At 68.4% G+C, this 25,963-nt stretch carries 27 protein-coding genes; 5 read left to right on the forward strand and 22 right to left on the reverse strand.

What is annotated here, in order from left to right; genetic code table 11:
• Positions 1-11: 11 nt before the first annotated feature.
• From pstA to L0M17_RS19865, 4 genes are all read right to left on the reverse strand, one after another.
• Positions 12-1,118, reverse strand: coding sequence for a phosphate ABC transporter permease PstA (gene pstA, locus L0M17_RS19850; protein ID WP_241056090.1), 1,107 nt, complete (start codon positions 1,116-1,118; stop codon positions 12-14).
• A 1-nt stretch (position 1,119) separates the two neighbouring features.
• The gene (pstC, locus tag L0M17_RS19855; RefSeq protein ID WP_255732262.1) at positions 1,120-2,130 is read right to left on the reverse strand and encodes a phosphate ABC transporter permease subunit PstC; all 1,011 of its coding nucleotides are present in this window, start codon (positions 2,128-2,130) and stop codon (positions 1,120-1,122) included.
• 80 nt (positions 2,131-2,210) lie between these two features.
• Positions 2,211-3,332: a phosphate ABC transporter substrate-binding protein PstS gene (pstS, locus tag L0M17_RS19860; protein ID WP_241056091.1), complete on the reverse strand. Its 1,122-nt coding sequence runs from the start codon at positions 3,330-3,332 to the stop codon at positions 2,211-2,213.
• A 233-nt stretch (positions 3,333-3,565) separates the two neighbouring features.
• Entirely contained in the window at positions 3,566-3,718 is a 153-nt protein-coding gene (locus tag L0M17_RS19865) for a hypothetical protein (RefSeq protein WP_241056092.1), read from the reverse strand.
• Here L0M17_RS19865 and L0M17_RS19870 point away from each other — a divergent pair.
• From L0M17_RS19870 to disA, 3 genes are all read left to right on the forward strand, one after another.
• Positions 3,717-4,757 carry an FUSC family protein gene (locus tag L0M17_RS19870; protein WP_241056093.1) on the forward strand — a complete coding sequence of 347 codons (1,041 nt, stop codon included), beginning with the start codon at positions 3,717-3,719 and terminating at the stop codon, positions 4,755-4,757. The genes L0M17_RS19865 and L0M17_RS19870 overlap by 2 nt on opposite strands.
• 59 nt (positions 4,758-4,816) lie before the next feature.
• Complete coding sequence (gene radA, locus L0M17_RS19875) at positions 4,817-6,220, forward strand: DNA repair protein RadA (RefSeq protein ID WP_241056094.1); 1,404 nt, start codon at positions 4,817-4,819, stop codon at positions 6,218-6,220.
• A gap of 120 nt (positions 6,221-6,340) precedes the next feature.
• On the forward strand, positions 6,341-7,417 hold the full coding sequence (disA, locus tag L0M17_RS19880; RefSeq protein ID WP_241056095.1) for a DNA integrity scanning diadenylate cyclase DisA: 1,077 nt from the start codon (positions 6,341-6,343) through the stop codon (positions 7,415-7,417).
• A gap of 45 nt (positions 7,418-7,462) precedes the next feature.
• Here disA and L0M17_RS19885 read toward each other — a convergent pair whose 3' ends face one another.
• Complete coding sequence (locus L0M17_RS19885) at positions 7,463-8,182, reverse strand: hypothetical protein (protein WP_241056096.1); 720 nt, start codon at positions 8,180-8,182, stop codon at positions 7,463-7,465.
• Positions 8,183-8,382: 200 nt separating this feature from the next.
• Here L0M17_RS19885 and L0M17_RS19890 point away from each other — a divergent pair, with 200 nt between their 5' ends.
• Positions 8,383-9,240, forward strand: coding sequence for an iron-sulfur binding domain-containing protein (locus L0M17_RS19890; protein ID WP_372498049.1), 858 nt, complete (start codon positions 8,383-8,385; stop codon positions 9,238-9,240).
• 15 nt (positions 9,241-9,255) lie between these two features.
• Here the strand turns inward: L0M17_RS19890 and L0M17_RS19895 are convergent, their stop codons facing one another.
• The 10 genes from L0M17_RS19895 to lysS all read right to left on the reverse strand — a co-directional run bounded on the left by L0M17_RS19895 (position 9,256) and on the right by lysS (position 19,798).
• On the reverse strand, positions 9,256-9,816 hold the full coding sequence (locus L0M17_RS19895) for an amino-acid N-acetyltransferase (protein ID WP_241056097.1): 561 nt from the start codon (positions 9,814-9,816) through the stop codon (positions 9,256-9,258).
• Between the two features lie 9 nt (positions 9,817-9,825).
• A complete protein-coding gene (locus L0M17_RS19900; protein ID WP_241056098.1) occupies positions 9,826-11,946 on the reverse strand; it encodes a S9 family peptidase in 2,121 nt (706 codons plus the stop codon).
• A 66-nt stretch (positions 11,947-12,012) separates the two neighbouring features.
• Positions 12,013-12,687 (reverse strand): dihydroxyacetone kinase phosphoryl donor subunit DhaM, encoded by a 675-nt coding sequence (gene dhaM, locus L0M17_RS19905; protein ID WP_241056099.1) that lies wholly within the window; start codon positions 12,685-12,687, stop codon positions 12,013-12,015.
• Positions 12,684-13,346 carry a dihydroxyacetone kinase subunit DhaL gene (gene dhaL / locus L0M17_RS19910; RefSeq protein WP_241056100.1) on the reverse strand — a complete coding sequence of 221 codons (663 nt, stop codon included), beginning with the start codon at positions 13,344-13,346 and terminating at the stop codon, positions 12,684-12,686. Before dhaL ends, dhaM begins: the two co-directional genes overlap by 4 nt.
• Positions 13,334-14,335, reverse strand: a complete 1,002-nt coding sequence (dhaK, locus tag L0M17_RS19915; protein WP_241056101.1) for a dihydroxyacetone kinase subunit DhaK — start codon at positions 14,333-14,335, stop codon at positions 13,334-13,336. The genes dhaL and dhaK overlap by 13 nt, the downstream gene beginning before the upstream one ends.
• 54 nt (positions 14,336-14,389) lie before the next feature.
• Positions 14,390-14,611, reverse strand: a complete 222-nt coding sequence (locus L0M17_RS19920; RefSeq protein WP_241056102.1) for a hypothetical protein — start codon at positions 14,609-14,611, stop codon at positions 14,390-14,392.
• Positions 14,612-14,832: 221 nt separating this feature from the next.
• Entirely contained in the window at positions 14,833-17,352 is a 2,520-nt protein-coding gene (locus L0M17_RS19925) for an ATP-dependent Clp protease ATP-binding subunit (protein WP_241056103.1), read from the reverse strand.
• A 345-nt stretch (positions 17,353-17,697) separates the two neighbouring features.
• Entirely contained in the window at positions 17,698-18,042 is a 345-nt protein-coding gene (locus L0M17_RS19930; protein ID WP_241056104.1) for a histone-like nucleoid-structuring protein Lsr2, read from the reverse strand.
• 132 nt (positions 18,043-18,174) lie between these two features.
• Positions 18,175-18,342: a hypothetical protein gene (locus L0M17_RS19935; protein WP_241056105.1), complete on the reverse strand. Its 168-nt coding sequence runs from the start codon at positions 18,340-18,342 to the stop codon at positions 18,175-18,177.
• Between the two features lies 1 nt (position 18,343).
• Positions 18,344-19,798, reverse strand: a complete 1,455-nt coding sequence (gene lysS, locus L0M17_RS19940; protein WP_241056520.1) for a lysine--tRNA ligase — start codon at positions 19,796-19,798, stop codon at positions 18,344-18,346.
• 122 nt (positions 19,799-19,920) lie between these two features.
• Here lysS and L0M17_RS19945 point away from each other — a divergent pair, with 122 nt between their 5' ends.
• Positions 19,921-20,769, forward strand: a complete 849-nt coding sequence (locus L0M17_RS19945; RefSeq protein ID WP_241056106.1) for an alpha/beta fold hydrolase — start codon at positions 19,921-19,923, stop codon at positions 20,767-20,769.
• 323 nt (positions 20,770-21,092) lie between these two features.
• Here L0M17_RS19945 and panC read toward each other — a convergent pair whose 3' ends face one another.
• From panC to folE, 7 genes are read right to left on the reverse strand one after another with little or no spacing between them, the layout of a single operon-like run.
• Positions 21,093-22,007: a pantoate--beta-alanine ligase gene (gene panC, locus L0M17_RS19950; protein WP_241056107.1), complete on the reverse strand. Its 915-nt coding sequence runs from the start codon at positions 22,005-22,007 to the stop codon at positions 21,093-21,095.
• On the reverse strand, positions 22,008-22,952 hold the full coding sequence (locus L0M17_RS19955; protein ID WP_241056108.1) for a Rossmann-like and DUF2520 domain-containing protein: 945 nt from the start codon (positions 22,950-22,952) through the stop codon (positions 22,008-22,010).
• Positions 22,949-23,506: a DUF3180 domain-containing protein gene (locus tag L0M17_RS19960; RefSeq protein ID WP_241056109.1), complete on the reverse strand. Its 558-nt coding sequence runs from the start codon at positions 23,504-23,506 to the stop codon at positions 22,949-22,951. The genes L0M17_RS19955 and L0M17_RS19960 overlap by 4 nt, the downstream gene beginning before the upstream one ends.
• Positions 23,503-24,021 (reverse strand): 2-amino-4-hydroxy-6-hydroxymethyldihydropteridine diphosphokinase, encoded by a 519-nt coding sequence (gene folK, locus L0M17_RS19965; RefSeq protein ID WP_241056521.1) that lies wholly within the window; start codon positions 24,019-24,021, stop codon positions 23,503-23,505. The genes L0M17_RS19960 and folK overlap by 4 nt, the downstream gene beginning before the upstream one ends.
• A gap of 22 nt (positions 24,022-24,043) precedes the next feature.
• The gene (gene folB, locus L0M17_RS19970) at positions 24,044-24,415 is read right to left on the reverse strand and encodes a dihydroneopterin aldolase (RefSeq protein ID WP_241056110.1); all 372 of its coding nucleotides are present in this window, start codon (positions 24,413-24,415) and stop codon (positions 24,044-24,046) included.
• Between the two features lie 10 nt (positions 24,416-24,425).
• Entirely contained in the window at positions 24,426-25,331 is a 906-nt protein-coding gene (gene folP / locus L0M17_RS19975; RefSeq protein ID WP_241056111.1) for a dihydropteroate synthase, read from the reverse strand.
• Positions 25,332-25,339: 8 nt separating this feature from the next.
• A complete protein-coding gene (gene folE, locus L0M17_RS19980; protein ID WP_043123769.1) occupies positions 25,340-25,954 on the reverse strand; it encodes a GTP cyclohydrolase I FolE in 615 nt (204 codons plus the stop codon).
• Between the last annotated feature and the right edge of the window lie 9 nt (positions 25,955-25,963).

Here is a 25,963-nt window from a genome sequence, read left to right on the forward strand (position 1 = left end):
TCTGGGGGCGGTCAGCGACCGGTCTTCGGGGCGAAGATCCGCGCGACGAGGCGCGCCACGAGGTTGAGGATCATGACGAAGATGATGAGCACGAGGGCGGCGCCCCATGCTCGCTGGATGCTCGGATCCGGGTTCGACGGCGACGTCGGGTTGAGGATCTGGAAGTAGATGTACGTCGGAAGGGACGCCATCCAGTCCGAGAACACGTTCAAGTTGATCTTCGTCGCGAAGCCGGCCGTGAGCAGGATCGGGGCCGTCTCACCGATGACGCGGGCGATCGCGAGGGTGATGCCCGAGGCGATGCCCGAGATCGCGGTGGGGATGACGACCTTGAGGATGGTCCGCCACTTCCGCACGCCGAGGGCGTAGGCGGCCTCGCGGAGCTCGTTGGGGACGATGCGGAGCATCTCCTCGCTCGAGCGGACGACGACGGGGATCATGAGGACCGTGAGCGCGATGGCCGCGACGAAGCCGGTCTCCGTTCCCGGACCGAAGATCGTGGCGAACAGCGCCGCGGCAAAGAGGCCTGCGACGATCGACGGGATGCCGGTCATGACATCGACGAACAGCGTGATCGCCTTCGCCAGCCGGCGGCCCTCGCCGTACTCCACGAGGTAGATCGAGGTGAGCAGCCCGATCGGCACCGAGATGAGCGTGGCCCACAGGGTGATGAGCAGGGTGCCCATGATGGCGTGGTAGATGCCGCCGAGCACCCGACTGCCCGTGTTCACGGACTCGTTGTCCTGGATGCCGCTCACGCCGTTCATCGACGTGCCGAGGAAGCCAGGCGTGAGGAGGCCCTTGATGCCGCCCTCGAGCACGGTCCAAAGGACCGAGAACAGTGGCAGGACCACCACGATGAACGCACCGACGACGAGGCACGTGGCGAACTTGTCGCGTGCCTTGCGGCCGCCCTCGACCGCGCCGCTCCACGAGACGTAGACGAGCGTGTAGATGACCGCCGAGAAGACTCCCCACCCGAAGACATTGAAGCCGATGAGGGTCGAAAGGGCCGCACCCACGACGAGGCCGACGGCGAGCGCCGCCCACGGGGCATAGCGCGGGAGTCGGTTGCGGGTCAGCGCAGTGCGGCGCCGAGAGGTCGCGATGGCTGTCATGTCAGTTCGCTCCCGAGAATTCCTTGTGGCGGCTGATGACCCAACGGGCCAGGATGTTGACCGCGAGGGTGACGACGAAGAGCACGAGGCCGGCGGCGATGAGCGTGTTGAGGCTCAGGCCGCTCGCCTCGGGGAAGTTGAGGGCGATCTCGGCGGCGATCGTCTGGTTGCCCGACTGGATGAGGCTCGCGATGAGGGGGCCCGAGGACAGCACGAGAGCGACGGCCATGGTCTCGCCCAGCGCGCGGCCGAGGCCGAGCATGACGGCGCTGATGATGCCTGGGCGGGCGAAGGGCAGGACCGCCATGCGGATCATCTCCCACCGCGTCGCGCCGAGCGCAAGCGCCGCCTCTTCGTGCAGCTTGGGCGTCTGGAGGAAGATCTCGCGGCAGACCGACGTGATGATGGGGATGACCATGACCGCGAGCACGATCGAGGCCGTCAGCAGGGTCTTGCCAGTCGCCGACGGGGGGCCGGCGAAGATCGGGATCCATCCGAGGACCGAGGAGAGCCACGTGTACCCGGGCACGAGTGCGGGCGCGAGGAACGAGATGCCCCAAGCGCCGAAGATGACCGAAGGGATGGCCGCAAGCAGGTCGATGATGTATCCGAGGATCTGCGCAAGACGCCTCGGAGCGTAGTGCGAGATGAAGAGCGCGACGCCGATCGAGATCGGCGTGGCGATGAGGAGGGCGATTGCCGCGGCGATGACCGTGCCGACGACGAGCGGGAAGATGTAGGGCCAGAAGCCCTTTCCGTTCGCGATCTGGCCCTGCGGGGCGAGGAGTGCCGGCATCGCCTGGACGACGAGGAAGACGGCGACGGCGACGAGCACCACGAGGATGATCGCGCCAGCCGCAAGTGCCGCGCCCGAGAAGACCTTGTCTCCCGCGGCGCCCTGTCGGGACGACAGTGCCCGGAGCCGACCTGAGCTCTCCGGTGTCTTTGTCTCGGTTGCAGTCACATCTTGTCCCTTGGTCACGCGGGGGGTCTCATGGAGGGTTCTCGTCATCTTGACACGTCCTCTCTCACTCAGCGCAAGGCCCGCTCCGACCGAAGTGGCCGAAGCGGGCTCGCGCCTTCAGGAAGCAATCAGGACTTGACCTTGATCGAGTCGATTGCGGTCTTGGCCTTCGCGGCAAGGGCCGGCGAGAGCGGCGCGCTCTTCGCGGCGGCGGCAGCGGCCTGCTGGCCGGCGTCCGAGACGACGTAGTTCTCCCACGCCTTCACGAGGTCGACCGTGGCCTGGTCCTTGTACGCGTCGCAGACGACGTGGTACGAGACGAGGACGATCGGGTACGCCGACGAGTCCGTCGGGGTGCGGTCGAGGTTGAGCGCGAGGTCGTTTGCCGCGCGGCCCGAGGCGGGCTGCGAGAGCTCGACGGCCTTTGCGGCGCCCTCAGCCGAGATGGCGACCCACGAGCTGCCGACCTTGATCTTCGCCTTGCCGAGGCTGCCGCTCACCGCAGAGTCGTCGGAGTAGGCGATCGCGCCCTGCGTATCTGTGACCGTCTTGACGACGCCCGACGTGCCCTTGGCATTCTCACCGGGGAGGGAGGAAGGCCAGGTCTGGTTCGACTTGTCGGTCCAGACAGACGGGGCAGCCTTGTTCAGGTAGTCGGTGAAGTTCTGGGTAGTCCCCGAGTCATCGGAACGGTGAACAGCCGTGATCTTGAGGCTCGGCAGGTTCACGCCGGAGTTGTCGGCCGCGATGGCCGGATCGTTCCAGTTCGTGATCTGGCCACGGAAGATCTTCGCAATCGTGTCAGGCGCGAGGTTGAGGCTCGTGACACCCGGGAGGTTGAACGTCACCGCGATCGGGGAGATGTAGACCGGGAGGTCGAGAGCGCCATCAGGGCCGCACACGGACTTCGCCTGGGTGAGTTCGTCAGTCGACATCGCGGCATCCGAGCCGGCGAACTGGCCCGCGCCCGAGATGAACGTCTTGCGGCCGGCGCCCGAGCCGACCGGGTTGTACTGGACGGTGACGCCGGAGTTCGCGGCGGTGAAGCCCTGCTTCCAGGCATCGATCGCGGCGGACTGGGCAGTCGAACCGGCGCCGGTGAGCGTTCCCGTGACCTTCGGGCCCGAAGAAGTAGCGGGGCCCGAGCCCGAGGAACCGGCCGGGTTGTCGGAACCGCACGCGGACAGGGCAAGCGCGCCAGCGGCGACGACGGCAACCGCCGAGAGGCGGCCGAAACGGAGAGCCTTCACGAAAATGACCCCTTCCAGGGTGATTTGAGGTGCGCCGTGCGAATGGCGCTGACCATCGGGTGCGTACGAGTCGTACTGAATTCGAAAGTAGGAGCCTCAGGTAAAGAGAGTCCGCGACGCTGGTTAACGCAAGGTGAACGCGTGGGAGAGGATCGGTGACATCTGGCGCGTGAGTCTTGCACATCACACTCCTGCAGAAGTAGTGGACTTCGTCCCGAGCCCAGCCTGCCTCCCTAAACTGCCTCTATGGAGATCGCCCAACGGGGGAAAGCGCCCCGGGAGGAGTCAGCGCCGCCTGCTTCCGCGAGAGCGAGGCTTGCGCGGATGCCGGGGGCGGCGAGGAAGCGAGCTCGGGCCGGCTGGGCACGCGCGAGGGCCTCGCTCATGCCCGTGATCCTCATGGCCGTGGGCGCCGTCGCGGCGTACCTCATCGCGGAGCACCTCCTCGGCCACGTCGGCCCGATCTTCGCTGCCACCTCAGCTCTGGTCTCCCTGGGCTTCGGGCGGGACCTCACGCTCCGCAAGGTGCTCGAAGTCTCGGCCGGATGCACGCTCGGCATCGTGCTCGGCGACCTCATGAGGACGCTTTTCGGAGCCGGCATCACCCAAGCAGCCATCGTGCTCGTGGTCTCGCTCCTGCTGGCCCGCTTCCTCGACCGGGGCGTGATCTTCGCAACGCAGCTCGGCATCCAGTCGCTCTTCGTCGTTCTGCTCCCCGCACCCGTCGGTGGCCCCTTCACCCGGAGTCTGGACGCCGTCATCGGCGGTCTCGTCTCCCTCCTCCTCACCGCGCTCCTCCCCCGAGACCCGCGTGTTCAGCCCCGCCACGACCTGCACCAGCTTGTCGGCGCGTTCTCCGAGATGCTCCGAGAGTGTTCCGAGGCGCTCACCGAAGCGGACTCGACCCGAGCCTGGCACGCGCTCGTGCGCGGGCGGGGCTCGCAGAACCTCGTCGACGCCATCCGGACGACGCTCAAGACCTCGGGCGAGGTCACCCGCCTCGCCCCCGCCTACCGCCGCTACCGCTCCGAGATCGAGAACTTCGAGCATGCAGTCGAATACCTCGACCTCGCTCTCCGCAACGGCCGCGTCGTGGCGAGGCGGATCGCGAGCGCGATCAACAACGCCGCGCTCTCGGAGATGGCCGCCGAAGACATCGCGGAGCTCCTCGAGAACACGGCGGAGGCACTCGACCTCGTCGCGGCAGGCCTCTCCACGGAAGACCGTGAGGAGCGGCGCGTCAACAGGCGTTCCGCGGGGCTCATGCTCGAACAGATCGCGTCCCGTGCGCACCCGCGCAAGCTCCACGTCGAAAGGCTCGAGGGCGAGGCGCTCGTGATCCTCATCAGACCGATGCTCGTGGACCTCCTCGAAGCCGCCGGCTATGGCCACGACGAGGCGGTCGCGCTCCTTCCTGCACTGTGACGGCCGGGGCGCGAATGGGAGCCGGCAGGATTGTCGTAGGTCGCCATTAGCCTTGTGGCATGGCTTCGAAGACCTCCACGCGCTCGTCCCGGCCCGCGGCCGGATACCGCTGCGCCGAATGCGGCTGGACGACCGTGAAGTGGGTGGGCCGCTGCGGTGAGTGCCAGTCCTGGGGCACCGTCGAGGAGGTCGGCGCTGCCGTGGCGCGGACGACGGCGGCCGTCACCGTCCGCGAGCCCGCGCGGCTGATCGCGGACGTCGACGCGACTGAGGCCGCCTTCCTGCCGACGGGTGTGAGCGAACTCGACCGCGTCCTCGGAGGCGGGCTCGTCCCGGGGGCGGTGATCCTCCTCGCAGGAGAGCCCGGCGTGGGCAAGTCGACGCTCCTGCTCGACGTCGCGGCCAAGGTTGCGGCGACCGCGGCGCCAGGAGTGCCCTCCCACGTTCTGTATGTGACGGGCGAGGAATCGGCCGCGCAGGTCAAGCTCCGTGCCGAGCGCATCGGGGCAGTTTCCCCTGGGCTCTACCTCTCGGCCGAGACCGACCTCGGCCAGGCTCTCGGGCAGGTCGAGAAGCTCGAGCCCCGCCTCCTCGTCGTCGATTCCGTCCAGACGCTCTCGAGCGCAGAGGTCGAGGGCAGCGCGGGCGGCGTTTCGCAGGTCCGCGAAGTGGCGGCCTCGCTCATCGCCGCAGCCAAGCGACGCAACATGACGACCCTCCTCGTGGGGCACGTGACGAAGGAGGGATCGATCGCGGGTCCCCGTCTTCTCGAACATCTCGTCGACGTCGTGTGCCAATTCGAAGGGGAGCGGCACTCGAGGCTCCGGCTCATCCGGGCGGTCAAGAACCGTTACGGGCCAACTGACGAGGTCGGCTGCTTCGACCTCGGCGAGGATGGCATTGCGAGCGTTACGGACCCTTCGGGCCTCTTCGTCTCCCGCACCAAGGAGCCCGTCTCGGGCACATGCATCACGGTCACCCTCGAGGGCAGGCGGCCCCTGCTCGCGGAGGTTCAGTCGCTCCTCGCGGAAAGCTCGAACGCCCAGCCCCGCCGGGCGACGAGCGGCCTCGACTCGTCTCGGGTAGCGATGCTCCTTGCCGTGCTCCAGCAGCGTGCAGGCTGCGTGCTGCACAAGGACGACAGCTACGTGGCGACCGTGGGCGGCGTGAAACTCAGTGAGCCTGCGACTGACCTCGCGGTGGCTCTCGCCGTCGCCTCCGCGAAGACCCGCCAAGCACTCCCCCAGCGCCTCATTGCGTTCGGCGAGGTCGGCCTGGCGGGGGAGGTGAGGCCGGTGCCCGGGATAAACCGTCGCATCCAGGAAGCCCACCGTCTGGGCTTCACCCACGCCGTCGTGCCCGCGAGCCCAACGGGCCCCGGCGAGATCCCAGCAGGATTCTCAGTGCGCGAGGTGAGCCACGTCGCCGAGGCCCTCGGGCTGCTCATCAGTACTGGCGGGTAGCTGCCTCGAATGGTCGCCAAATCGTTGCCATAGGCGAACATTGCGCGTCTGGACGCGCATATAGCATGGGACTCAGTGCCCACGTGGGTGCCTTTGCTGTGCCGCGAAAGGGAATGTCATATGGCTCGGAGTCCCGAGGAAGTGCTAGCCGCCACCTTGGGTCGGGTAGCACCGGGAACCGGCCTCCGCGACGGCCTCGAGCGGATCCTCAGGGGCCGGACGGGCGCGCTCATCGTGCTCGGCTTCGATCGCACAGTCGACTCCATCTGCTCAGGCGGCTTCGAGATCGGCATCGACTTCTCTCCCACCCGTCTGCGTGAACTCGCGAAGATGGACGGCGCGATCGTCACCGATCGCGAGGCGAAGACCATCCTCCGGGCGGCGGTTCACCTGGTCCCCGATCCGACCATCCCCACCTCGGAGTCCGGCACGCGCCACCGGACTGCCGAACGCGTCGCGATCCAGACCGGCCTCCCCGTGATCTCCGTGAGCCAGTCGATGCAGATCATCGCCCTGTACGTCCGCGGGTTGCGCTACGTCTTGGAGGGTTCGGAGAAGGTCCTCGCCCGCGCGAACCAGGCTCTCGCGACCCTCGAACGCTACCGCGCGCGCCTCGACCAGGTGACGAACTCCCTCTCTGCCCTCGAAATCGAGGCGATGGTGACCGTTCGCGACGTCGCACAGACGCTTCAGCGCCAGGAAATGGTGCGGCGCATCTCGGAAGAGATCGGCCAGTACGTGCTCGAGCTCGGCGAAGACGGCCGTCTCCTCTCCCTCCAGCTCGAAGAGCTCACGGTCGGCCGCGGGCCAGGGAGCGATGTCGTGATCCGCGACTATGCGGGCGACGACGCGACGGCCGAGACGATCGACGCCGCCGCACAAGCCCTCATCGAGCTCTCCCCGACTGATCTCATCGACCTCAACCGCATCGCCGCAATCCTCGGCTACGCGGGCGGCGAGAGCACGCTCGACGCCGTGGTCGAGCCCCGCGGCTACCGGCTCATCTCGGGCCTCAAGCCGGTGCCGCGCGCCGTCGCCGACCGTCTCGTGGACCACTTCGGCGGCCTCCAGAACCTGATGGCCGCGACGATCGAAGACCTCATGACGGTGGACGGCATCGGTGAGCAGCGCGCGCGAACCGTCCGCGAAGGGCTCAGCCGCATGGCCGAGGCCAGCCTGCTCGACCGCTTCCTCTGACCGAAACTGGGGCCGCTCGGACGAGGCGTCCGCGAGCGGCTGGCGTCACTGGAGCGTGAACACGGCCTTCTGGCTGTCCAGCGGACCGAGCGAGGTCGTCAGGACATACGTGCCAGGAAGGGGCTTGACCTGGACCGCCTTGCACCCCTCGGTGGAGCGCACCCGCGGCCACGGGAAGTTCGCCGTCTCGCTCGCGCCCGGTGCGAGGGTCTTCAGCAGGTCGGCCGAGCCGTTCTGGCAGTCCTTCGAGTCGAAGACGCGATCCGCGCCGCTCACAATCTGATACTCCATCTGCGACGTGCCGACATTCAGCGTGCACGGGATGCTGTTCTGGTTCGTGACTTTGAGAGTGAGCACTGGGTTCTCGGTAGGGCTGTAGACCCGCTGGTCCGTCGACGCGGTCAGCGCGAACTTTGCCGGATCGCATGTGGCGGTCGGCGTCGGCGTCGGAGTCGCGTCCGCAGTCGAAGCAGCGGTGGCGGACGGCGTTGCGGACGCCGTGTCAGTGGCCGTCGCGCTGGGCGTGGCAGAGCTGGCATTCGGCGAGGGCCCTGCGGCAGAGGACCCTGCGGCAGAGGACGTTGTCGCGACCGCGACTGGACCGCCGTCCTCGGAGGTACGCCCCGAGGCCGCCGGCTGACTCGAGCCGCGCGTGAGGGCCCACGCGCCACCGCCGAAAGCCACGAGTACAAGCGCCAGGAGAGTTCCGACGACCAGTCTCCGGCGGCGATAGACGGCGGGGCTCAGTTTTCCGCGTGCTGCCATGCTTCTAGGCTAGGAAACGTTGACCGGCCCACCGTTGCGCCGCGCCGCACGGCTAGAGTGGAATCGCCCACCACCCCACCCGGCGGACCCGAGGAGGAGCCCTGACCGCCAAGCTGCACGGCGCCGTCGTCCGCTGGTTCGCCACCGAGGCGCGCGACCTCCCTTGGCGGGATCCGCGGTGCAGCCCGTGGGGCGTGCTGGTGAGCGAGGTGATGCTTCAGCAGACGCCGGTCGTGCGGGTGCTCCCTGTGTGGCGCGAGTGGATGGAGCGCTGGCCCAGGGCCGCGGATCTCGCGGCGGAGTCTCCCGGGGAGGCGGTCCGGGCCTGGGGTCGCCTCGGATATCCGCGCCGAGCGTTGCGTCTCCACGCCGCCGCCACGGTCATCGCCACCGAGCACGACGGCGAGCTTCCGGACTCCGAGGACGGCCTCCTCGCGCTGCCCGGGGTCGGTGGCTACACGGCGGCAGCGGTCGCGGCCTTCGCATTCGGACGCCGGGCCTCCGTGGTCGACACGAACATCCGACGCGTGCACGCACGGCTGGTCAGCGGCGACGCCCTCCCCGCGCCCGCCCTCACGGCGGCAGAGCGACGGCTCGCGGAGGCGCTGCTCCCGGACGACGACGCGACCTCCGTCCGCTGGAATGCCGGCGTGATGGAGCTGGGGGCCCTCATATGCACAGCGCGATCGCCCAAGTGCTCGATGTGTCCTGTAGCGGACGAGTGCGCGTGGCGCGCGGCAGGGGAGCCCCCGCCGTCGTACGTGCCCAAGGGCCAGGCCTGGCACGGAACGGACCGCCAGGTTCGCGGCGCGATCATGGCCGTGCTGCGCGGGGCCTCGCGCCCTGTGCCTCGAGTGGTGCTAGACGGGCTGGCCACGGCGGAACCAGTCACGGCGGAACCGGTCACAGCGCTCACCGAAGGCTCGGCAACGAGCCCCGAGCTCGCACGCCTCCACGCCCTCGCACCCGCCCCCGAACAGCTCGAACGCTGCATCGCGGGTCTCCTCGCAGACGGTCTCGCCGTAGAGCTCACTGGTGGCCTCGCGCTCCCGCACTGAACGCGCCCCGCCACGCTACTCCCGAGCGCGTCCGGCGAGCCACTTGATCATGCGCGTGTTGCCGAGCGTGTTCGGCTTGACCCTTGCGAGGTCGAGGAACTCGGCGACGCCCTCATCGGAGGAGCGCAAGAGCTCCGAGTAGACCTCGGGATCCACGGCCGACTGGTCCGCCATGACCTCGAAGCCATGCCGCTCGAAGAAGCCCACCTCGAAGGTGAGGCAGAAGACCCGCTGCACTCCGACGTCGGCCGCGTCCGAGAGGAGCCGCTGGACGAGTGCGTGGCCCACGCCCCGGCCGCGCCACGAATCAGCAGCGGCGAGCGTGCGCACCTCGGCGAGGTCCTCCCACATGACGTGGAGGGCCCCGCACCCGATGAGTTCGCCGTCCTCGGTCTCCGCGACCCGGAACTCCTGGATCGACTCGAAGTACGCCACGGACTCCTTCGAGATGAGGATCCGGCGGTCCGCGAGCGGGGCCACAAGCCGCTTGATGGCCGCGACATCGCTCGTCCGCGCGCGGCGCACCCGGAAGGTCGGGGCGGCGGTGGGCTCGGTCGCGGCTTGGGCGGCTGTCATGGAGCCATCCTAGAGCCCGAGCTCCTTCGGCAGCTCACGCTCCTGACCCAGGACGTGCTCCGCGAGGAACGCGCTCACGACGCCGTACCAGACCTTCGCATGCTGGGGCTTGAGGATCCAATGGTTCTCGTCCGGGAAGTAGAGGAAGCGGTGCGGCGTGCGCCCGGACTCGTCAAGGGACAATTGCGACTTGTTGAGGAGCTCGTACCAGAGCCGGAGCCCCTCGCCGATCGGCACCCGGTAGTCCTTGTCGCCATGGATGACAAGCATGGGAGTGCGGATCTCGCCCACGGCGCGGTGGGGCGAATAGGCCTCCTGCATGGCCTCGTCCATCTCCTTCGCCCAGTAGTGCGCCATGTCCGTCGTCATGCCGAAGCCCTCGAGCGCCCATAGGCTCGCGTGCGTGACGATCGCCCTGAAACGGTCGGTGTGCCCGGCCACCCAGTTCGCCATGTACCCTCCGAAGGAGCCGCCCATCGCGGCGGTGCGCTCGGGGTCGAGGTCGGGGCGCTCGAGGGCTGCATCGGTGACGGCCATGAGGTCGGTGAACGGCTCGGCGCCCCATCGGCCCCAGCCGCGCTGGATGAAGTTCTGGCCGTAGCCGGTCGAGAGGGCTGGATCAGGGAGGAGGACGGCGTAGCCCTGCGCCGTCAGGAGCCACGGATTCCAGCGCCACGTCCACGCGTTCCACGAACCGATCGGGCCGCCGTGGATCCACAGCAGAAGGGGGTGCTTCGCCCCCTCTTGCGCGTCTTGGGGCAAGGCGAGCCACGCGCGCAGCGGCGTCCCATCCTCGGCCGTTGCCGTCACTTCCTCGAGGCGCCCCGGGATCTCCGGGCGCTCGGTGGGGTTCGCCAGACGCGTGACGTCGCCGCTCGCGAGGTCGATGCGCACGGCCTCCGCGGGGAAGAGGTAGGAGCTGCGCAAGGCGTAGGCGGTCGCTCCGTCAGGTGAGACAACGACGTCCGTGTAGGCGGCGTCGTCGGGCGTCACGCGGGTGACGTCGCCGCTCGTGGCGTCGATGCGGAAGACGGGCGAGCGACCGGCGTCGTCCGCCGTCACGAGGAGCGCCGAGCCGTCCGGAAGCCAGGCCTGCGGGTGAGGCTGGCGGTCCCAGCCCGGGGCGAGCCGGCGCAGCTCGCCACTTGCGACGTCGAGGAGGTACAGCTCGCTCCGGAAGGACTCGGTGGGCGTCGTGTGAGGTTCGACGACGACGGCGAGCGTTCGCCCGTCGGGGCTCACCGGGCCGGGGAAGAAGTCCTTGCCGTCCTCGGCGAGAAGTGTCCTCCGGCTGCCGCTGGCAACGTCGATCGCTACGAGCTCGTCCCGCAGGTCGGCCTTTGGGAGCGGCTTGAGGATCCCGGCGTACAGGGTCGCCCCGTCTGGGCTCACGTGCGCCTCGCCGAAGCGCAAGCCAGCGCCGACGTCCGGCGTGAGGTTGCGCAGCTCGAGCGAAGGCCCCTCGTCGACCGTGGACGGCTTGCCCGGCTCGGCCTCCTTGGAAGAGCGTTCGACGGCGAAGAGGCGCGGCTCGTCGGGGCCGAGGTCGGAGTCCCAGAAGCGAACTGGGTACGCGGAGTGCAGGATGGCGGCGACCTTGCCGTCCTTGCGCGCCTTGCGCCGCTTCTCGTCGTCCTCCTCGTCGGCGCTCCCGGCGAGCACGGACGCCTGGACAAACGTCGCCTCCGCGGCGCGCGCCGTCAGGACAGAGCCGACGCCGCCCGCCCGGCTCAGGACGACCCGCGCCTCTCCACCGTCGCGAGGGAGGAGCCACAGCGCGTTGACCGGCTCATCGTCGGGCTTCTCGGGGTCGGGGCGGGCGGATGTGAAGAAGAGGTCGCCGTTCGCCGCGAAGGCGGCGCCGGCCTCCCCCTTCGCGCTGCGGGTGATGCGGCGCGCCGGGCGGCTGCCTGCGGGATCGATCTCCCAGAGAGCCGAACCGTATTCGGTGCCTTTGCCGTTGAGGGTCGCGACGGTCGTGACGAGCCTCGAACCGTCCGGACTCAGGACCAGGCCGCTCAGTCGTGGGATCGCTACGTAGTGGTCAAGGTCGTGGAACGGGGTTTCGGGAGCCTGCTGCGGCGCAGGTTGGGAGGTCTGCGACTCTTCGGTCTGGACGTCGGCACTCATGGCACCGATTCAACCCGCTCTGTGGTGAGGAGCACAGAGGCGTTCACTCATGGTGAAACACTTCTTTCACACCTCGCCGAAGCCCCGCTCGACCTGCTCCCGCACGAGACGCACCGCCTTGGCCGCCTCCGCTCCCCACGCCTCCACGACGAGCTGCTCGCCCTTCTTCGCCCCCAAGGCCATGAGCGCCATCACCGACTGCGCGTCGACGCCGTTGATGGTGACCTCCGCGTCGAGCTGCGAGAGCCTTCCGGCGAGGACCGCGGCGGGACGGGCGTGCAGGCCTGTGCGGTTCGAGAGCGTGAGGACGGCGGACTCCGAGGGCTCGGCGACTTCGGGCGCCTCCTCCGGTTCCGCCCCGGGCACGGCTTCCTCGGCGGCGCGGACGACCGCGTCCAGACCAGCCCCCGATTCCGCCGCCACGGCAGCCGCCACGGCGCCCTCGGCGATTGCGGCGTCAGCGAGGCGCACCCGCGAGCGCTGCTCGTCGTCGAGAAACTCGAGCACGGACTCCGCCGTCATGATCGCGGAACCGAGATCCGCAATGACGACGACACCCGCACCCTGATCGGCCTCCGCGATCCCCTTCATGACCTTCTCGAAGCTCGTGCCCACGCCGCCGTCGTCCGTGCCGCCCGCGGCGACGAGCGGCACGGACGGGGCCATCTGCTCCGCGAGCTCCACGACCCCCTCCGCGAGACGCACGCTGTGCGAAACGATGAGCAGACCGACTGGGCTCACTCGACGTCTCCCGCGCTGATCTCGGAGACGGCAGCGGTGACCGCAGCACGCAGGATGTACGCCGTCGAGATGGCCCCCGGATCGAGGTGCCCCACGCTGCGGCTCCCGAGGTAGCTCGCCCTGCCCTTCCGGGCCACGAGCGGCTTCGTCGCCTGGGCGCCCGCCTCCGCGGCGGACGCCGCAGCCTCGAGGGCGGCTTCGCCGTCGGCCGGGGTCGCGGCCGCCTTGACCGCCGGGGACCACGCATCCACCATCGTCTTGTCGCCGGGCTCCGCCTTCCCGCGGGCCACAATGCCGTCCCGCGCCGCAGCGAGCACAGCTTCGACCGCGGGACCGTCGAGTTTGTCCCGGTCGCCGGCCGCCACGGAGGCGCGGAGGAACGCGGTCCCGTAAAGGGGCCCGGCCGCCCCGCCCACCTTGCCCATGAGCGTCATCGCGGCGAGCTTGAGGGCCGCCGCCACGGACTCGCTCGGCCCCTCGTCGAGCTTCGCGACCACGGCGCGGAACCCGCGGTCCATGTTCTCGCCGTGATCCCCGTCGCCGATCGCGCGGTCGAGCTCGATGAGCTCCTCCCTGCGTTCCGCGAGCACCCGGGCACACTCCCTGAGCCACCGATCCGCCCACGCCGCATCCAATGCCGTCACGGTCACACCCCCCATCGCAGCGCCGGAGTCTTGACCGGCGCATCCCACAAAGATGTCAGCTCGCCGTCGAGCCGCAGAACTGTGATGGAGCAGCCCTGCATCTCGAGCGACGTTGTGTAGTTGCCCACAAGGCTCCGTTCGACGCTCGCACCCCGGTCAGCGAGAAGCTGCGCGGCGCGCCGATACACGATGTACAGCTCCGAAAGCGGGGTACCGCCCATGCCGTTGACCAGCAGGAGGACGTTCTCCCCCGCTTCGAAGCCCAGATCCTCCACGACCGGCGTGAGCAGGTGCTCCGTGAGGACGTCGGCCGGCTCGAGGCCAACGCACTTCCGGCCGGGCTCGCCGTGGATCCCGATGCCGATCTCGATCTCTCCGTCCGCGAGCTCGAAGCTCGGCTTCCCCGCATGGGGGACGGTGCAGGGGGCCAGTGCGAGGCCCATCGAGCGGACGTTGGCGACAACCCTGTTCGCGACCGCCTCCACGGCGTCGAGGGAATCTCCCCGCTCGGCGGCGGCGCCCGCGATCTTCTCGACGAGCACCGTCCCCGCGACCCCGCGCCGTCCGGCCGTGTAGAGGGAGTCCTCGACCGCGACGTCGTCGTTCACGAGGACTGTCCGCACGTCAATCCCCTCGGCCGCGCACAGCTCAGCGGCGGTCTCGAAGTTGAGCACGTCACCTGTGTAGTTCTTCACGATGTGGACGACGCCGAGACCACCGTGCGCCGCTTGGGTCGCCGGAAGGATCTGGTCCGGCGTCGGCGAGGTGAAGACGGCGCCCGGGACAGCGGCGTCGAGCATGCCCTGCCCGACGTAGCCCGCGTGGAGCGGCTCATGCCCGCTTCCGCCGCCCGAGACGAGCCCGACCTTGCCCTGCACCGCCCCACCCCTGCGCGTCACGTAGACAGGGTCCCACTGCACCTCGACGAGGTCCGCGTGGGCAAGGCCGAAGCCCTCGAGGGACTCATCCACCACCGCCCTCGGGTCATTGATGAGCTTCTTCACCTTGCTCCTTCTGCCCCGGTCAGTCGTCTCTGCGCCGGCCAGTCTCCGCGCCAGTCAGTCGACGTCGTGCTCGCCCTGGTCCTCGTCCTCTTCTTCGGTCGCGGCGCTTTCCTGCCCGCGCTCCGGGACGCTGCTTTCCCGTCCGCCGCCTTCTTGGCCGATGCTTTCTTGGCTGGCTTCCTGTCCGGCTTCCTGTTCAGGGGTTGGGCTCCCGTAACCGCCCTGCTCCTCGGCACGCTCGACGCCCGCATCCTCCGGCCCGCTGCTGCTCGTCATGGCACTCCCCTTTCCGTCACGAGGCCGCCGCATCCGCCGACGGCGCCCGGCATCGCCGAGCACTCCGACCGTACTCAGAGGTACCCGCTCAACTCCAGACCTCACAAGACAACTTTGGCAGCCGGCCAGATTTCCCCGCCGCGGCTTCCCCACGGACGACGGCGGCCCCTCACCTCGCGAGGTGAGGGGCCGCCGTCGTTCGCTAGCCGCTGGTGCCTACGTCAGGCGCCGAGCTCCTTCGAGCCGCCCTTGCCGGCGGAGACGACCTCGGGGACGTGCGGACGCGGCGTGCCGACGAAGGTGAACTTCGCAAGATCGCCCTCGCCCTCGACGTCGACGAGCACGATGTCGCCTGAGGAAAGGTCGCCGAAGAGGATCTTCTCGGAGAGCTGATCCTCGATCTCGCTCTGGATCACGCGGCGCAGCGGCCGGGCGCCCATGGCGGGATCGTAGCCGCGGGTCGCGAGCAGGACCTTCGCCTTCTGCGTGAGCTCGATGCCCATGTCCTTGTCCTTGAGCCGCTTCTCGAGCCGCTCGATCATGAGATCCACGATCTCGATGATCTCTTCCTGCGTGAGCTGCGGGAACACGACCACGTCATCGACGCGGTTGAGGAACTCGGGACGGAAGTGCTGCTTGAGCTCCTCCGTCACGCGGGCCTTCATCCGCTCGTACGTGGTCTTCGTGTCCGTGCCCGACTGGAAGCCGGTCATGACGCCCTTAGAGATGTCCCGGGTGCCCAGGTTGGTCGTCATGATGATGATCGTGTTCTTGAAGTCCACGACCCGGCCCTGGCTGTCCGTCAGGCGTCCATCCTCGAGGATCTGCAGGAGCGAGTTGAACAGGTCCGCGTGGGCCTTCTCGACCTCGTCGAAGAGCACCACGGAGAACGGCCGGCGGCGCACCTTCTCGGTGAGCTGGCCGCCCTCCTCGTAGCCGACGTAGCCCGGAGGGGCACCGAAGAGCCGCGAGACCGTGTGCTTCTCGGAGAACTCGGACATGTCCAGCGTGATGAGCGCGTCCTCTTCGCCGAAGAGGAACTCCGCGAGGGCCTTGGCCAGCTCGGTCTTGCCGACGCCGGTCGGGCCCGCGAAGATGAACGACCCACCGGGACGCTTCGGATCCTTGAGGCCTGCACGGGTGCGGCGGATCGAGCGCGAGAGCGCCTTGATGGCGTCGTCCTGGCCGACCACGCGCTTGTGGAGCTCCCCCTCCATGTGCAGGAGCCGCGAGGACTCCTCCTCCGTGAGCTTGAAGACCGGAATGCCCGTCGAGTTGGCGAGCACCTCGGCGACGAGCTCCTCGTCCACCTCGGCCACGCCGTCCATGTCACCGGACTTCCAAGCCCGCTCGCGCTCGGCGCGCTCGGAGATGAGCTTCTGCTCCTTGTCGCGGAGCGCCGCAGCACCCTCGAAGTCCTGCGCGTCGATCGCGGACTCCTTCTCGAGCTTGAGACTCGAGATGCGCTCGTCGAGCGCCTTGAGCTCCGGCGGAGCCGTCATCCGGCGGATGCGCAGGCGCGCCCCGGCCTCGTCGATCAGGTCGATGGCCTTATCCGGGAGGAAGCGGTCGCTGATGTAGCGCTCGGACAGGTTCGCTGCCGCGGCGAGGGCGCTGTCCGTGATGGTGACCCGGTGGTGCGCCTCGTAGCGGTCGCGGAGGCCCTTGAGGATCTCGATCGTCAGGGCCACGGTGGGCTCGGCGACCTGGATCGGCTGGAACCGGCGCTCGAGCGCAGCGTCCTTCTCGATGTGCTTGCGATACTCGTCGAGGGTCGTCGCACCGATTGTCTGGAGCTCACCGCGGGCGAGCATCGGCTTGAGGATGCTCGCGGCGTCGATGGCGCCCTCGGCGGCCCCCGCACCGACGAGGGTGTGGATCTCGTCGATGAACAGGATGATGTCGCCGCGCGTGCGAATCTCCTTGAGCACCTTCTTCAGGCGCTCTTCGAAGTCGCCGCGGTAGCGAGAGCCTGCCACAAGAGAGCCGAGGTCAAGCGTGTAGAGCTGCTTGTCCTTGATGGTCTCCGGGACGTCACCGCGCACGATCGCCTGAGCGAGGCCCTCGACGACGGCGGTCTTGCCGACGCCGGGCTCGCCGATGAGCACGGGGTTGTTCTTGGTGCGGCGCGAGAGGACCTGCATGACGCGTTCCATCTCGTGCTCGCGCCCGATCACGGGATCGAGCTTGTTCTCGCGCGCCGCCTGAGTGAGGTTGCGGCCGAACTGGTCGAGCACGACCGAGCCGGCGGGGCTGCCCTCGGGCTGGCCGGAGCCGGAGCCGGTGGAGGCCGTCTCCTTGCCCTGGTAGCCCGACAGGAGCTGGATGACCTGCTGGCGGACGCGGTTGAGGTCAGCGCCGAGCTTGACCAGAACCTGTGCCGCGACGCCCTCGCCCTCGCGGATCAGGCCGAGCAGGATGTGCTCAGTGCCGATGTAGTTGTGGCCGAGCTGCAGCGCCTCGCGCAGGGACAGCTCGAGCACTTTCTTGGCGCGCGGCGTGAACGGAATGTGACCAGACGGCGCCTGCTGGCCCTGGCCGATGATCTCCTGCACCTGCTCCCGCACACCGTCCAAGGAGATACCAAGGGATTCGAGGGCCTTGGCGGCCACTCCCTCCCCCTCGTGGATAAGACCCAGAAGGATGTGCTCGGTGCCGATGTAGTTGTGGTTGAGCATGCGGGCCTCTTCTTGGGCCAGCACGACCACGCGGCGGGCGCGGTCTGTGAATCTCTCGAACATCGCTCGAACTCCCCGGTGTTGCTGATTGGGTGCAGGGCTGCCAAAGACAGCACTGGCAAGTAGTTCGATGCTACGTGGCGGGTGCTGCCCGCACAGCGCTGTTCGCCACAGGGTGAACCGTGCCGTAGCCACGGAAGTCACGGAGAGCCCCCGCCGAGATGCGGGCGGGGAGCCTTGGCCCGTCGTCGTCCGCGAGCCAGCGAACGACGGCGGGTGGGCACCCAATAGGGAGCGGAGGGCCGCCGTCGGGCGCTTCCTGATAAAGGGTCCCGAAATATGCCTAACAAATGCAAAAAACCCGGCGCCTTGTGGCGCCGGGTTTGTCGCTTTGAGAAAAGTTCTGAATCAGGCGTTCGCCTTGCGGTACGCTTCCTGAATCTCAGCCTGAATGCGTCCGCGGCTGTTCACGCTGTAGCCGTTGTCACGGGCCCACTGGCGGATCTTGGCGGATTCGGAATTCCGGGAACCGCTGCTGCCGGAAGCGGCGCGGGCGCGGGGCGCCTGCTGGCCTCGCGTGGACGACTTGCGCGCCGCCGTCACGTATCCCTGAAGGGATTCGCGAAGCTTTGAAGCATTGTCGTGCGAGAGGTCGATCTCATAGCTCGAGCCGTCGATCCCAAAACGGACGGTCTCGTCCGCGGAACCCCCGTCGAGGTCGTCAACGAGGATGATCTTGACTTTCTGTGCCATGGCGTTCTCTCTCTGTCGGCGCTGGATTGACGGCATGTCTGACAGGCACTGCTCGTGCAGGCGGCACAATTCGTGCTGGCATCGCTATTGCAATGCCATTATGCTGCCGCGCCACCATGGCGTCAAAACGAATCACTCACCAGACGGAGAGGTTTTTCCTTGATCGTGGAGCTCAGCTTCCCTTTCGGCTGCGGCCAAAGCCTCACGCTCCGACTTGTCCGCGTTGAAAATTGCGCGGATGGCGAACCAGAAAATAAGGCCGACGATGACCGGGGGAAGCAGGTTTTCTATGTAAAGCATGTTAGTTGGCCTCCGGCTTGAGCAAGGGGAAGAGGATGGTCTCTCGGATCCCCACCTGAGTGAACAACATCACGAGGCGGTCGATTCCGAGACCGATGCCACCCATGGGGGGAGCACCGTATTCGAGGGCGCGAAGGAAGTCTTCATCGAGCTGCATCGCCTCGTCGTCGCCCTCCGCGGCAAGGCGCGACTGTTCGGTAAGCCGCTCGCGCTGGATGACGGGGTCGATGAGCTCGGAGAACGCAGTCCCCCGTTCCATTCCGCCGATAATCAAGTCCCATGCCTCAATGAGGCGGGGGTCGTCTCGGTGGGGACGGGCGAGCGGCTGGGCGGAGGGCGGGTAATCATAGACGAAGGTCGGGTTGATCAGTGTTGGCTCGACGATATCTCCGAACAGTTCGACGACGGCCTTTTCCGCCGTCCACAGCGGATCCGTCTTGACCCCGTGGCGGTCGCCAATCTCGAGAAGCGTTTCAAGGGGAGTATCGGGAGTGATCTCTTCACCCACTGCTTCGGAGAGGCCGGGATAGACCGCGAGCCAACGCCATTCGCCGTCAAGATCGATCGTTCCCTGTGGCGTCTCAATCTGACGCGTTCCAGCAACATCGGCGACGTTGAGGATGATCTCCTTCATCCGCTCGGCCATCGTGAATTGGTCGGCGTAAGCCTCATAGCATTCGAGAGTCGTGAATTCTGGGCTGTGCGTCGAATCGACGCCCTCGTTGCGGAACACCCGGCCGATCTCGTAGACCCGCTCGATTCCGCCCACAACCGCGCGCTTCAGATAGAGCTCCGTTGCAATGCGCAAGGTCATCCGCTGGTCGAATGCATTGAGGTGCGTTTCGAACGGCCGAGCGGCCGCGCCTCCGTGGATGAGATTGAGCATAGGTGTCTCGACTTCCACATATCCGTGGGAATCGAGGGTGTCACGGACGGACTTTGTGATCTTCGCCCGCGTGTACACCATCTGCCGGGCCTCCTCGCGCATGAGGAGGTCGACATAACGCTGGCGCACGCGAGTCTCCTCATTGAGCTCGGCGTGCAGTGTCGGCAGCGGGCGGAGGGCCTTCGACGCCATCTTCCAGTCATCGGCCATGACCGAGAGTTCGCCGCGCCTCGACGAGATGACCTCGCCGTGGATGTAGACGTGGTCGCCGAGGTCGACGAGGGACTTCCAGTCGGCGAGGCGCTCCTCGCCGACGTTCGCAAGGCTCAGCATCGCCTGGAGACGGGTGCCGTCCCCTTCCTGGAGAGTCGCGAAGCAGAGCTTGCCCGTGTTGCGGACGAAGACGACGCGCGCCACGACGCCGACGACGTCGCCCGTTGCCGTGTCCGGCTCGAGATCGGGGTACTTCGCGCGCACCTCAGCCAGTGAATGGGTACGCTCGAGCGTGACCGGATAGGGCTCCTCGCCCCGCGCGAGAAGCTTGCCGCGCTTGTCCAGACGGACATGCATCTGCTCGCTGGCGTCGGCCGGCTCGATTCCGGACGGAAGGGCTTGCTCGGCTCCAGGCACCGTGTTCTGCGCAGTCACAGTGTTCAATTCTAGGCCAGCAGCCTGTGGGCTAAGCTCATCGTATGGCAGCCTCCCAGTTCGTCGCTTCCACCGTCCCGACATCAGATGGAGCCGTCCTCGAGCTGTTCACCGCCTCGACGGGCGAGCCTCGGGCGGAAGGCGGGGTCGTCGTCGTCCATGGCTCGATGGTGACGGCGGAGCTTTACCGGGAACTCGCGCAGCGGTTGGCCGAGGCGCTCGAGGCGCCGGTCCACGTCTACAACCGCCGGGGCCGCGGGGCGTCGTCGCCCCAGCCGGACGACTACTCACTCGCCGTCGAAATTTCCGATCTCGGTGCTGTCCTCGCCCACACTGGGTCCCAAGCGGTATTCGGGCACAACTACGGCGGGTGCATCGCGCTCAACGCAGGGCGCACGCTCGACATCACACAGCTCGCCGTCTACGACCCGATCATCTCCTTCAACGGAAACTTCAACGCGGATTGGCTCGACGACTACGAGTCCGCGCTCGGCAACGGCGACGAGGAGAAGGCCCTCGCGGTCCTCCTGCGCGGGCTCCAGACCGCGGGCCCCGTCGCGAAGCTCCCCCTGCCGATCCTCACCGTCCTCAACCGGATCGGCAGCCGCACCCAGCCGGGAAAGGTGCTCACGAGCCTCCTGCCGACCGGGCCGCGGGAGATCCGTGCCGTCGTCGCGGCCGACTCGAAGGCCGAGCCCTTCGAACAGCTCCCGCTCGAGACGCTCCTGCTCGTGGGCGGCGCCAGCCCCGAGTACTTCGCCGAGGCCGCTGAAGCGCTCGACGGCGTCCTGCCCGCCTCGGACTTCGGCGTGCTCCCGCGGCTCGCCCACGATGCCCCCGAGCGCCCGGCGAAGGCGCTCGTCGACCGCCTCGCGGAGTTCTTCGCCAGCTAGCCCCTCCGTTTCGGGTACGCCAACTCCCCTCCCACGCCAACTCGGGTACGCCAACTCCCCTCCCACGCCAACTCGGGTACGCCAACTCCCCTCCCAGAGCGCGAGGGGCGCGAGTTGGCGTACCCGAAACGGTCAGGGGCAGGAGTTGGCGTACCCGAAACGGTCAGAGGCGGGAGTTGGCGTACCCGAAACAACCAGAGGCGCGAGTTGGCGTACCCGAAACAACCAGAGGCGCGAGTTGGCGTACCCGAAACGGCCAGGGGTGGCTGGGTGGGGTGGGCCGGGTGGGGTGGGCCGGGTGGGGTGGGGTGGGTGGCGGCCGGTTAGCTTGCCTTGAGGGGCATGTTGTCGATGAGGCGCACGTCGCCGACGCGGGCCGCCACGATCGCGAGGGCCTCCCCCGTGAACGGCGTCTCCCGGCAGTTGAAGGCGAGCGGCTCGAGAGTGTCCGCGTCCACGACCTCGAAGTAGTCGAGCTCGACGCCCGGCTGCGACTCGATGAGGGCGACGGCGTCGCCCGGCTCGAGCGGTTCGTGGGCCGTGGCGCGCTCATCCATGAGCCGCAATGCCCGCGAGAGCACGAGGGCGGCCTCCCGGTCCTCGTCGTCCAAAAACTGGTTCCGGCTCGAGAGCGCGAGGCCGTCCTCTGCCCGCACGATCGGCACCCCGACCACCTCGACCGGGAAGTCGAGGTCCCTGACCATCCGCCGCACGATCGCCAGCTGCTGCGCGTCCTTCTGCCCGAAGTAAGCCCGGAAGGCCGTGGGGCGGTCCGCGACCGGCCCCGGCATGGCGAGGTGAAGCAGCTTCGACACGACCGTGAGGACGCCGTCAAAATGCCCAGGACGGGAGGCACCCTCCCACTTCTCGGCGAGCGGCCCCGCGGTCACCCGCACTAGCGGATCGCCGCCCGGGTACATCTCCTCAACCGACGGGGCGAATACCAAGTCCACGCCGATCGACTCGAGAAGCGCCGCGTCCGCATCGAGAGTACGGGGGTAGCGCTCGAGGTCCTTAGGGTCGCCGAACTGGAGCGGGTTGACGAAAACGCTAGCAACGACGACGTCGTTCGCCGCGACGGCGGCCTCGGCGAGCATACGGTGGCCGTTGTGGAGGGCGCCCATGGTGGGAACCAGGCCCAGCGAGGCCGCCATGCCCCGCCGGCCCGCGTGCTCCGTCACGAGGCGAGCGATCTCGGACCGCAATTCGGCCTTCGTCCGGACGACGGTGATGGGCATCTACGGTTCCTCTCGTGCGTTCTCGTCGTCTGGCTCGTCTTCGGGCCTGAGCGCCGCCTCCAACCGAGCGCGGACATCAGCGCCGAAGAGGCCGCGGCGCTCCGCGCGACGGGCCGTGGCGAGCGCCATCGCGCGGTAGGCCTCAAGGATATCGGCGGTGCCGCCGTCGTTCGCTCCGCCGGTCTCCTGCGTGAGCTCGACGAGCGCCTCCGCATGTGCGGCGACGGTACCGATATCCCCCCGAGCCACGGGTCCGGTGAGCGCCGACTCCCCCGCGGCGAGCGCGTTCTCGAGCGACGCACGCAGGAGGGGGCCGAGCAGCCTGTCCGGCTCGTCGACACCGATGCGCCCCAGCACCTCCGCGGCCTGCGCGACGAGGGTGACGAGGTGGTTCGAGCCGTGGGCGAGGGCTGCGTGATAAGCGGCCCTGTCCCCCTCCGCGATGACAACGGGCTCGGCGCCCATCTCGACGACGAGCGCCTGGGCGATCGGCAGCATCGCGGGGTCCGCCGTCACCCCGAAGCGGCAATCGAGGATCCGCCCGAGATCGAGGCTCATACCCGTGAACGTCATCGCAGGATGGATAGCGAGCGGGATCGCCCCGGCCGCGCGCACCGGTGCGAGCACGCCGACCCCATGACGGCCGGAAGTGTGGGCGACGAGTTGCCCCGCCTGCCACGCGCCGAGCTTCGCGAGCCCCTCCACGAGCGGCGCGAGCGCATCGTCCGGGACGGCGAGGAGCACGAGCTCCGACCGCTCCACGATGTCGGGAACCTCCAGGACCGGAACGCCGGGGAGCAGGGCCTCCGCGCGGTCGCGGCTCGCCTCGGAGACAGCGGAGACGCCGACGACGGCGTGTTCGGCCGCGCGCAGAGCCGCACCCAGGACGGCGCCCACCTTGCCTGCACCGATGACGCCGACGCCCAAGCGGCCCGGACGCATCACCTTGCCTCTCCGCCCGCCGCGGAACTGCCGCGGTCAGCGCACCGCGCATAGCCGCCCTCGGCGTCGCCCGTCTTCCGCTTGGGCGCCGTGTCCGACTCGCCCTCGTCGTTGTCCTCGGGTGGGATCTTGCAGAAGCGCTCCACGAGGAGCCCGATCGCGATCATGACGACGCCGCCGCCCATCATCGCGACAGCCTGCAGAACGACGGGGCTCGTCGCGCGCGCGGCCCAGACCGGAATCTGGTCGGCGAGGACCCCTGCGTGCCAGCCGAGGAGGACGGCCCCGGCGTACGCGCAAGCGTGCGCGAGCACGAGCGTCCGCGCGGCGAAGATGGGGTCGACCATGGTCTTCCGAGTCTCCTCGTTCCGCCACCGCAGAACCCGGATGCCGAGGGCGAGCGTGAAGACCGCGATCACGGCCATGCTTCCCAGCGCGCTGTACGGGAGGACCGGTGTCGAGGCGCCCGCACGGTCCGAGAGGTGGGCGGCGGCGAAGCCCAGAAGGCCCAGGACGATGCCGATGAGACCCAGGGCGGTGAGGCGGAGGGGTTTCATGCGAGCCCCTCGTCAAGCAGCATGTCGTAGTCCGCTATAGCGTCCGCGTCCCCGCAGTCTTCGAGGAGCTCGACGATCGGATGCCCCTCGAGCACGGCTGTCGGATCGATCAGGAGCCACGGGAACAGCACGAACGCGCGCTCGGCCGCGCGCGGGTGCGGGAGGGTGAGGACTGGGTCGTCCTGGACCAGGTTCCCATAAGTGATGATGTCGACGTCGAGCGTGCGCGGCCCCCAGCGGACCTCGCGCGTGCGGAGGTGCTTCGCCTCGACCGACTGGCAGTGCGCGAGCAGCTCGTAGGGGCCCAGACTCGTCTGCACGATCATGACCATGTTGAGGAAGTCAGGCTGGCCCTCGGGACCGCCCACCGCCTTCGTCTGAATGACCGGCGAGACGTCGACGAGCCGGACCTCTGGGCGATCGACAAGGTCCGAGACAGCCTCGGCCAGCGTCTCCGCCCGTTCGCCGAGGTTGCTCCCGAGCGCGAGGACGGCGCGCGTGTAGTCCGACTGGATCGCTGGAGTCTCCGCGCTCACGTCAGCGCTCCCGGAAAACCGTGACGGCGACATCGTCGAACGGAACGGCGATCGGCGCCTGGGGCTTGTGGACCGTGACCTCGGCGGCCGTGATGGCGCCGAACTCCGCGAGGATCGCATTCGCAATGCGGACCGCGAGCGTCTCGATGAGGTCCACGGGCTCGCCCGAGACGATCTGGGTGATGCGCTCGGCGACCTCGGCGTAGCTCGCAGTCTGGGTCAGGTCGTCCTCCGCGGCCGCCGCCGCGAAATCAGAGTGCAGGACGGCGTCGACCACGAAGGGCTGTCCATCGCGGCGCTCGAACTCGAGGACGCCGTGATGGCCGACGGCGGTGACGCCGCGAAGCGTGATGAGATCGGCTCGGGTGCCCACACGCCCTGCCTCAGGTCCGAGCCCGGGCGACGACTTTGACTGCGTCGAGGTTGGGGACGACGTCGTGGACCCGCACGCCCCAGACGCCCTTCGCTGCCGCAAGCGCGGTGATAGCCGCCGTCGCCGCGTCCCGCTGTTCAGGATCCGCCGCCTTGCCGGCCGTCGTGAGCAGCTCGCCCAGGAAGCGCTTGCGGGACGCCGCCATGAGGACGCGGTGACCCAGCTGCACAAAGCGCTCGATGCCGGCCACGAGCTCCCAGTTCTGCTCGCCGTTCTTCGCGAATCCGATGCCGGGATCGAGGATGATCTTCTCGTCCGCCACGCCCGCGGCGCGCAGCCTGTCACGGACGGAGACGGTCTCGGCGAGGACGTCCTCCACCACGTTGTCGTAATCCGTGAGGGTGGTCATAATGCGGGAATTGCCGCGGTTGTGCATGAGCACGTAATAGGCGCCGCGGTCGGCCACGAGGTCGATCATGTCCTGGCTGACCTCGAGACCGGACACGTCATTGATGATGAGAGCCCCCGCGTCGAGGGCCTTGGAGGCGGTGGTGGCGCGCCGGGTGTCCACCGAGACGAGGGCTCCCGCCTTGACGAGCGCCTCGACGACCGGGAGGACGCGGCGCTCCTCCTCGTCCTCGGGCACCTCGTCAGCACCCGGGCGGGTCGACTCGCCGCCTACGTCGATGATGTCAGCGCCCGCGTAGAACATGCGGAGGCCAGCGGCGACCGCCGAATCCACGGACTCGTGCTGGCCGCCATCACTGAAGGAGTCAGGGGTGACGTTGAGGATGCCCATGACGACGGTGCGGTCCGTCGGGAGAGATTCGAACGTGGCCCGCGGGCGGGGCTTGCGGAGAACGGGCAGAGGAGTCGTGTTGGGCCCGGTCCCGGGCGCGGCGGCGAGGGTGTCCATAGTCGCGGTTACCTTCCGAGGATCAGGCTCATGGCTTCGGCGCGGGTCGCCGGGTCGTGCAGTTGTCCCCTGACGGCGCTCGTGACCGTCTTCGCTCCGGGCTTGCGGACGCCCCGCATCGACATGCACATGTGCTCGCATTCGACGACGACGATCACGCCGCGGGGCTTGAGGTGCTTCACGAGCGCCTCCGCGACGTCGGTAGTGAGCCGCTCCTGGACCTGAGGGCGCCGAGCGTAGATGTCCACGAGACGCGCGAGCTTGCTCAACCCGGTGACGCGGCCGTCATGCGACGGGATGTACCCGACGTGGGCGACCCCGTGGAACGGGACGAGATGGTGCTCGCAGGTCGAGTAGAACGGGATGTCCTTCACGAGCACGAGCTCTTCGTGATCCAGGTCGAAGGTCACGCCCAGGACGTCTTCGGGGGTCTGGTGAAGCCCCGCGAACGTCTCCGCGAACGAGCGGGCAACCCGCTTCGGGGTGTCCCGCAGCCCGTGCCGGTCCGGATCCTCTCCTACAGCGAGCAGAATCTCGCGGACGGCGGCTTCGATCCTCGGCAGGTCCATGCGCGAGTCGAAGTCGGCGGCGGCGGCAACGTCGTCGTCGTCAATGTGGGTCACGGAATGATC

Origin of the sequence: Sinomonas terrae (assembly GCF_022539255.1) — a bacterium.
GTDB lineage: Bacteria > Actinomycetota > Actinomycetes > Actinomycetales > Micrococcaceae > Sinomonas > Sinomonas terrae.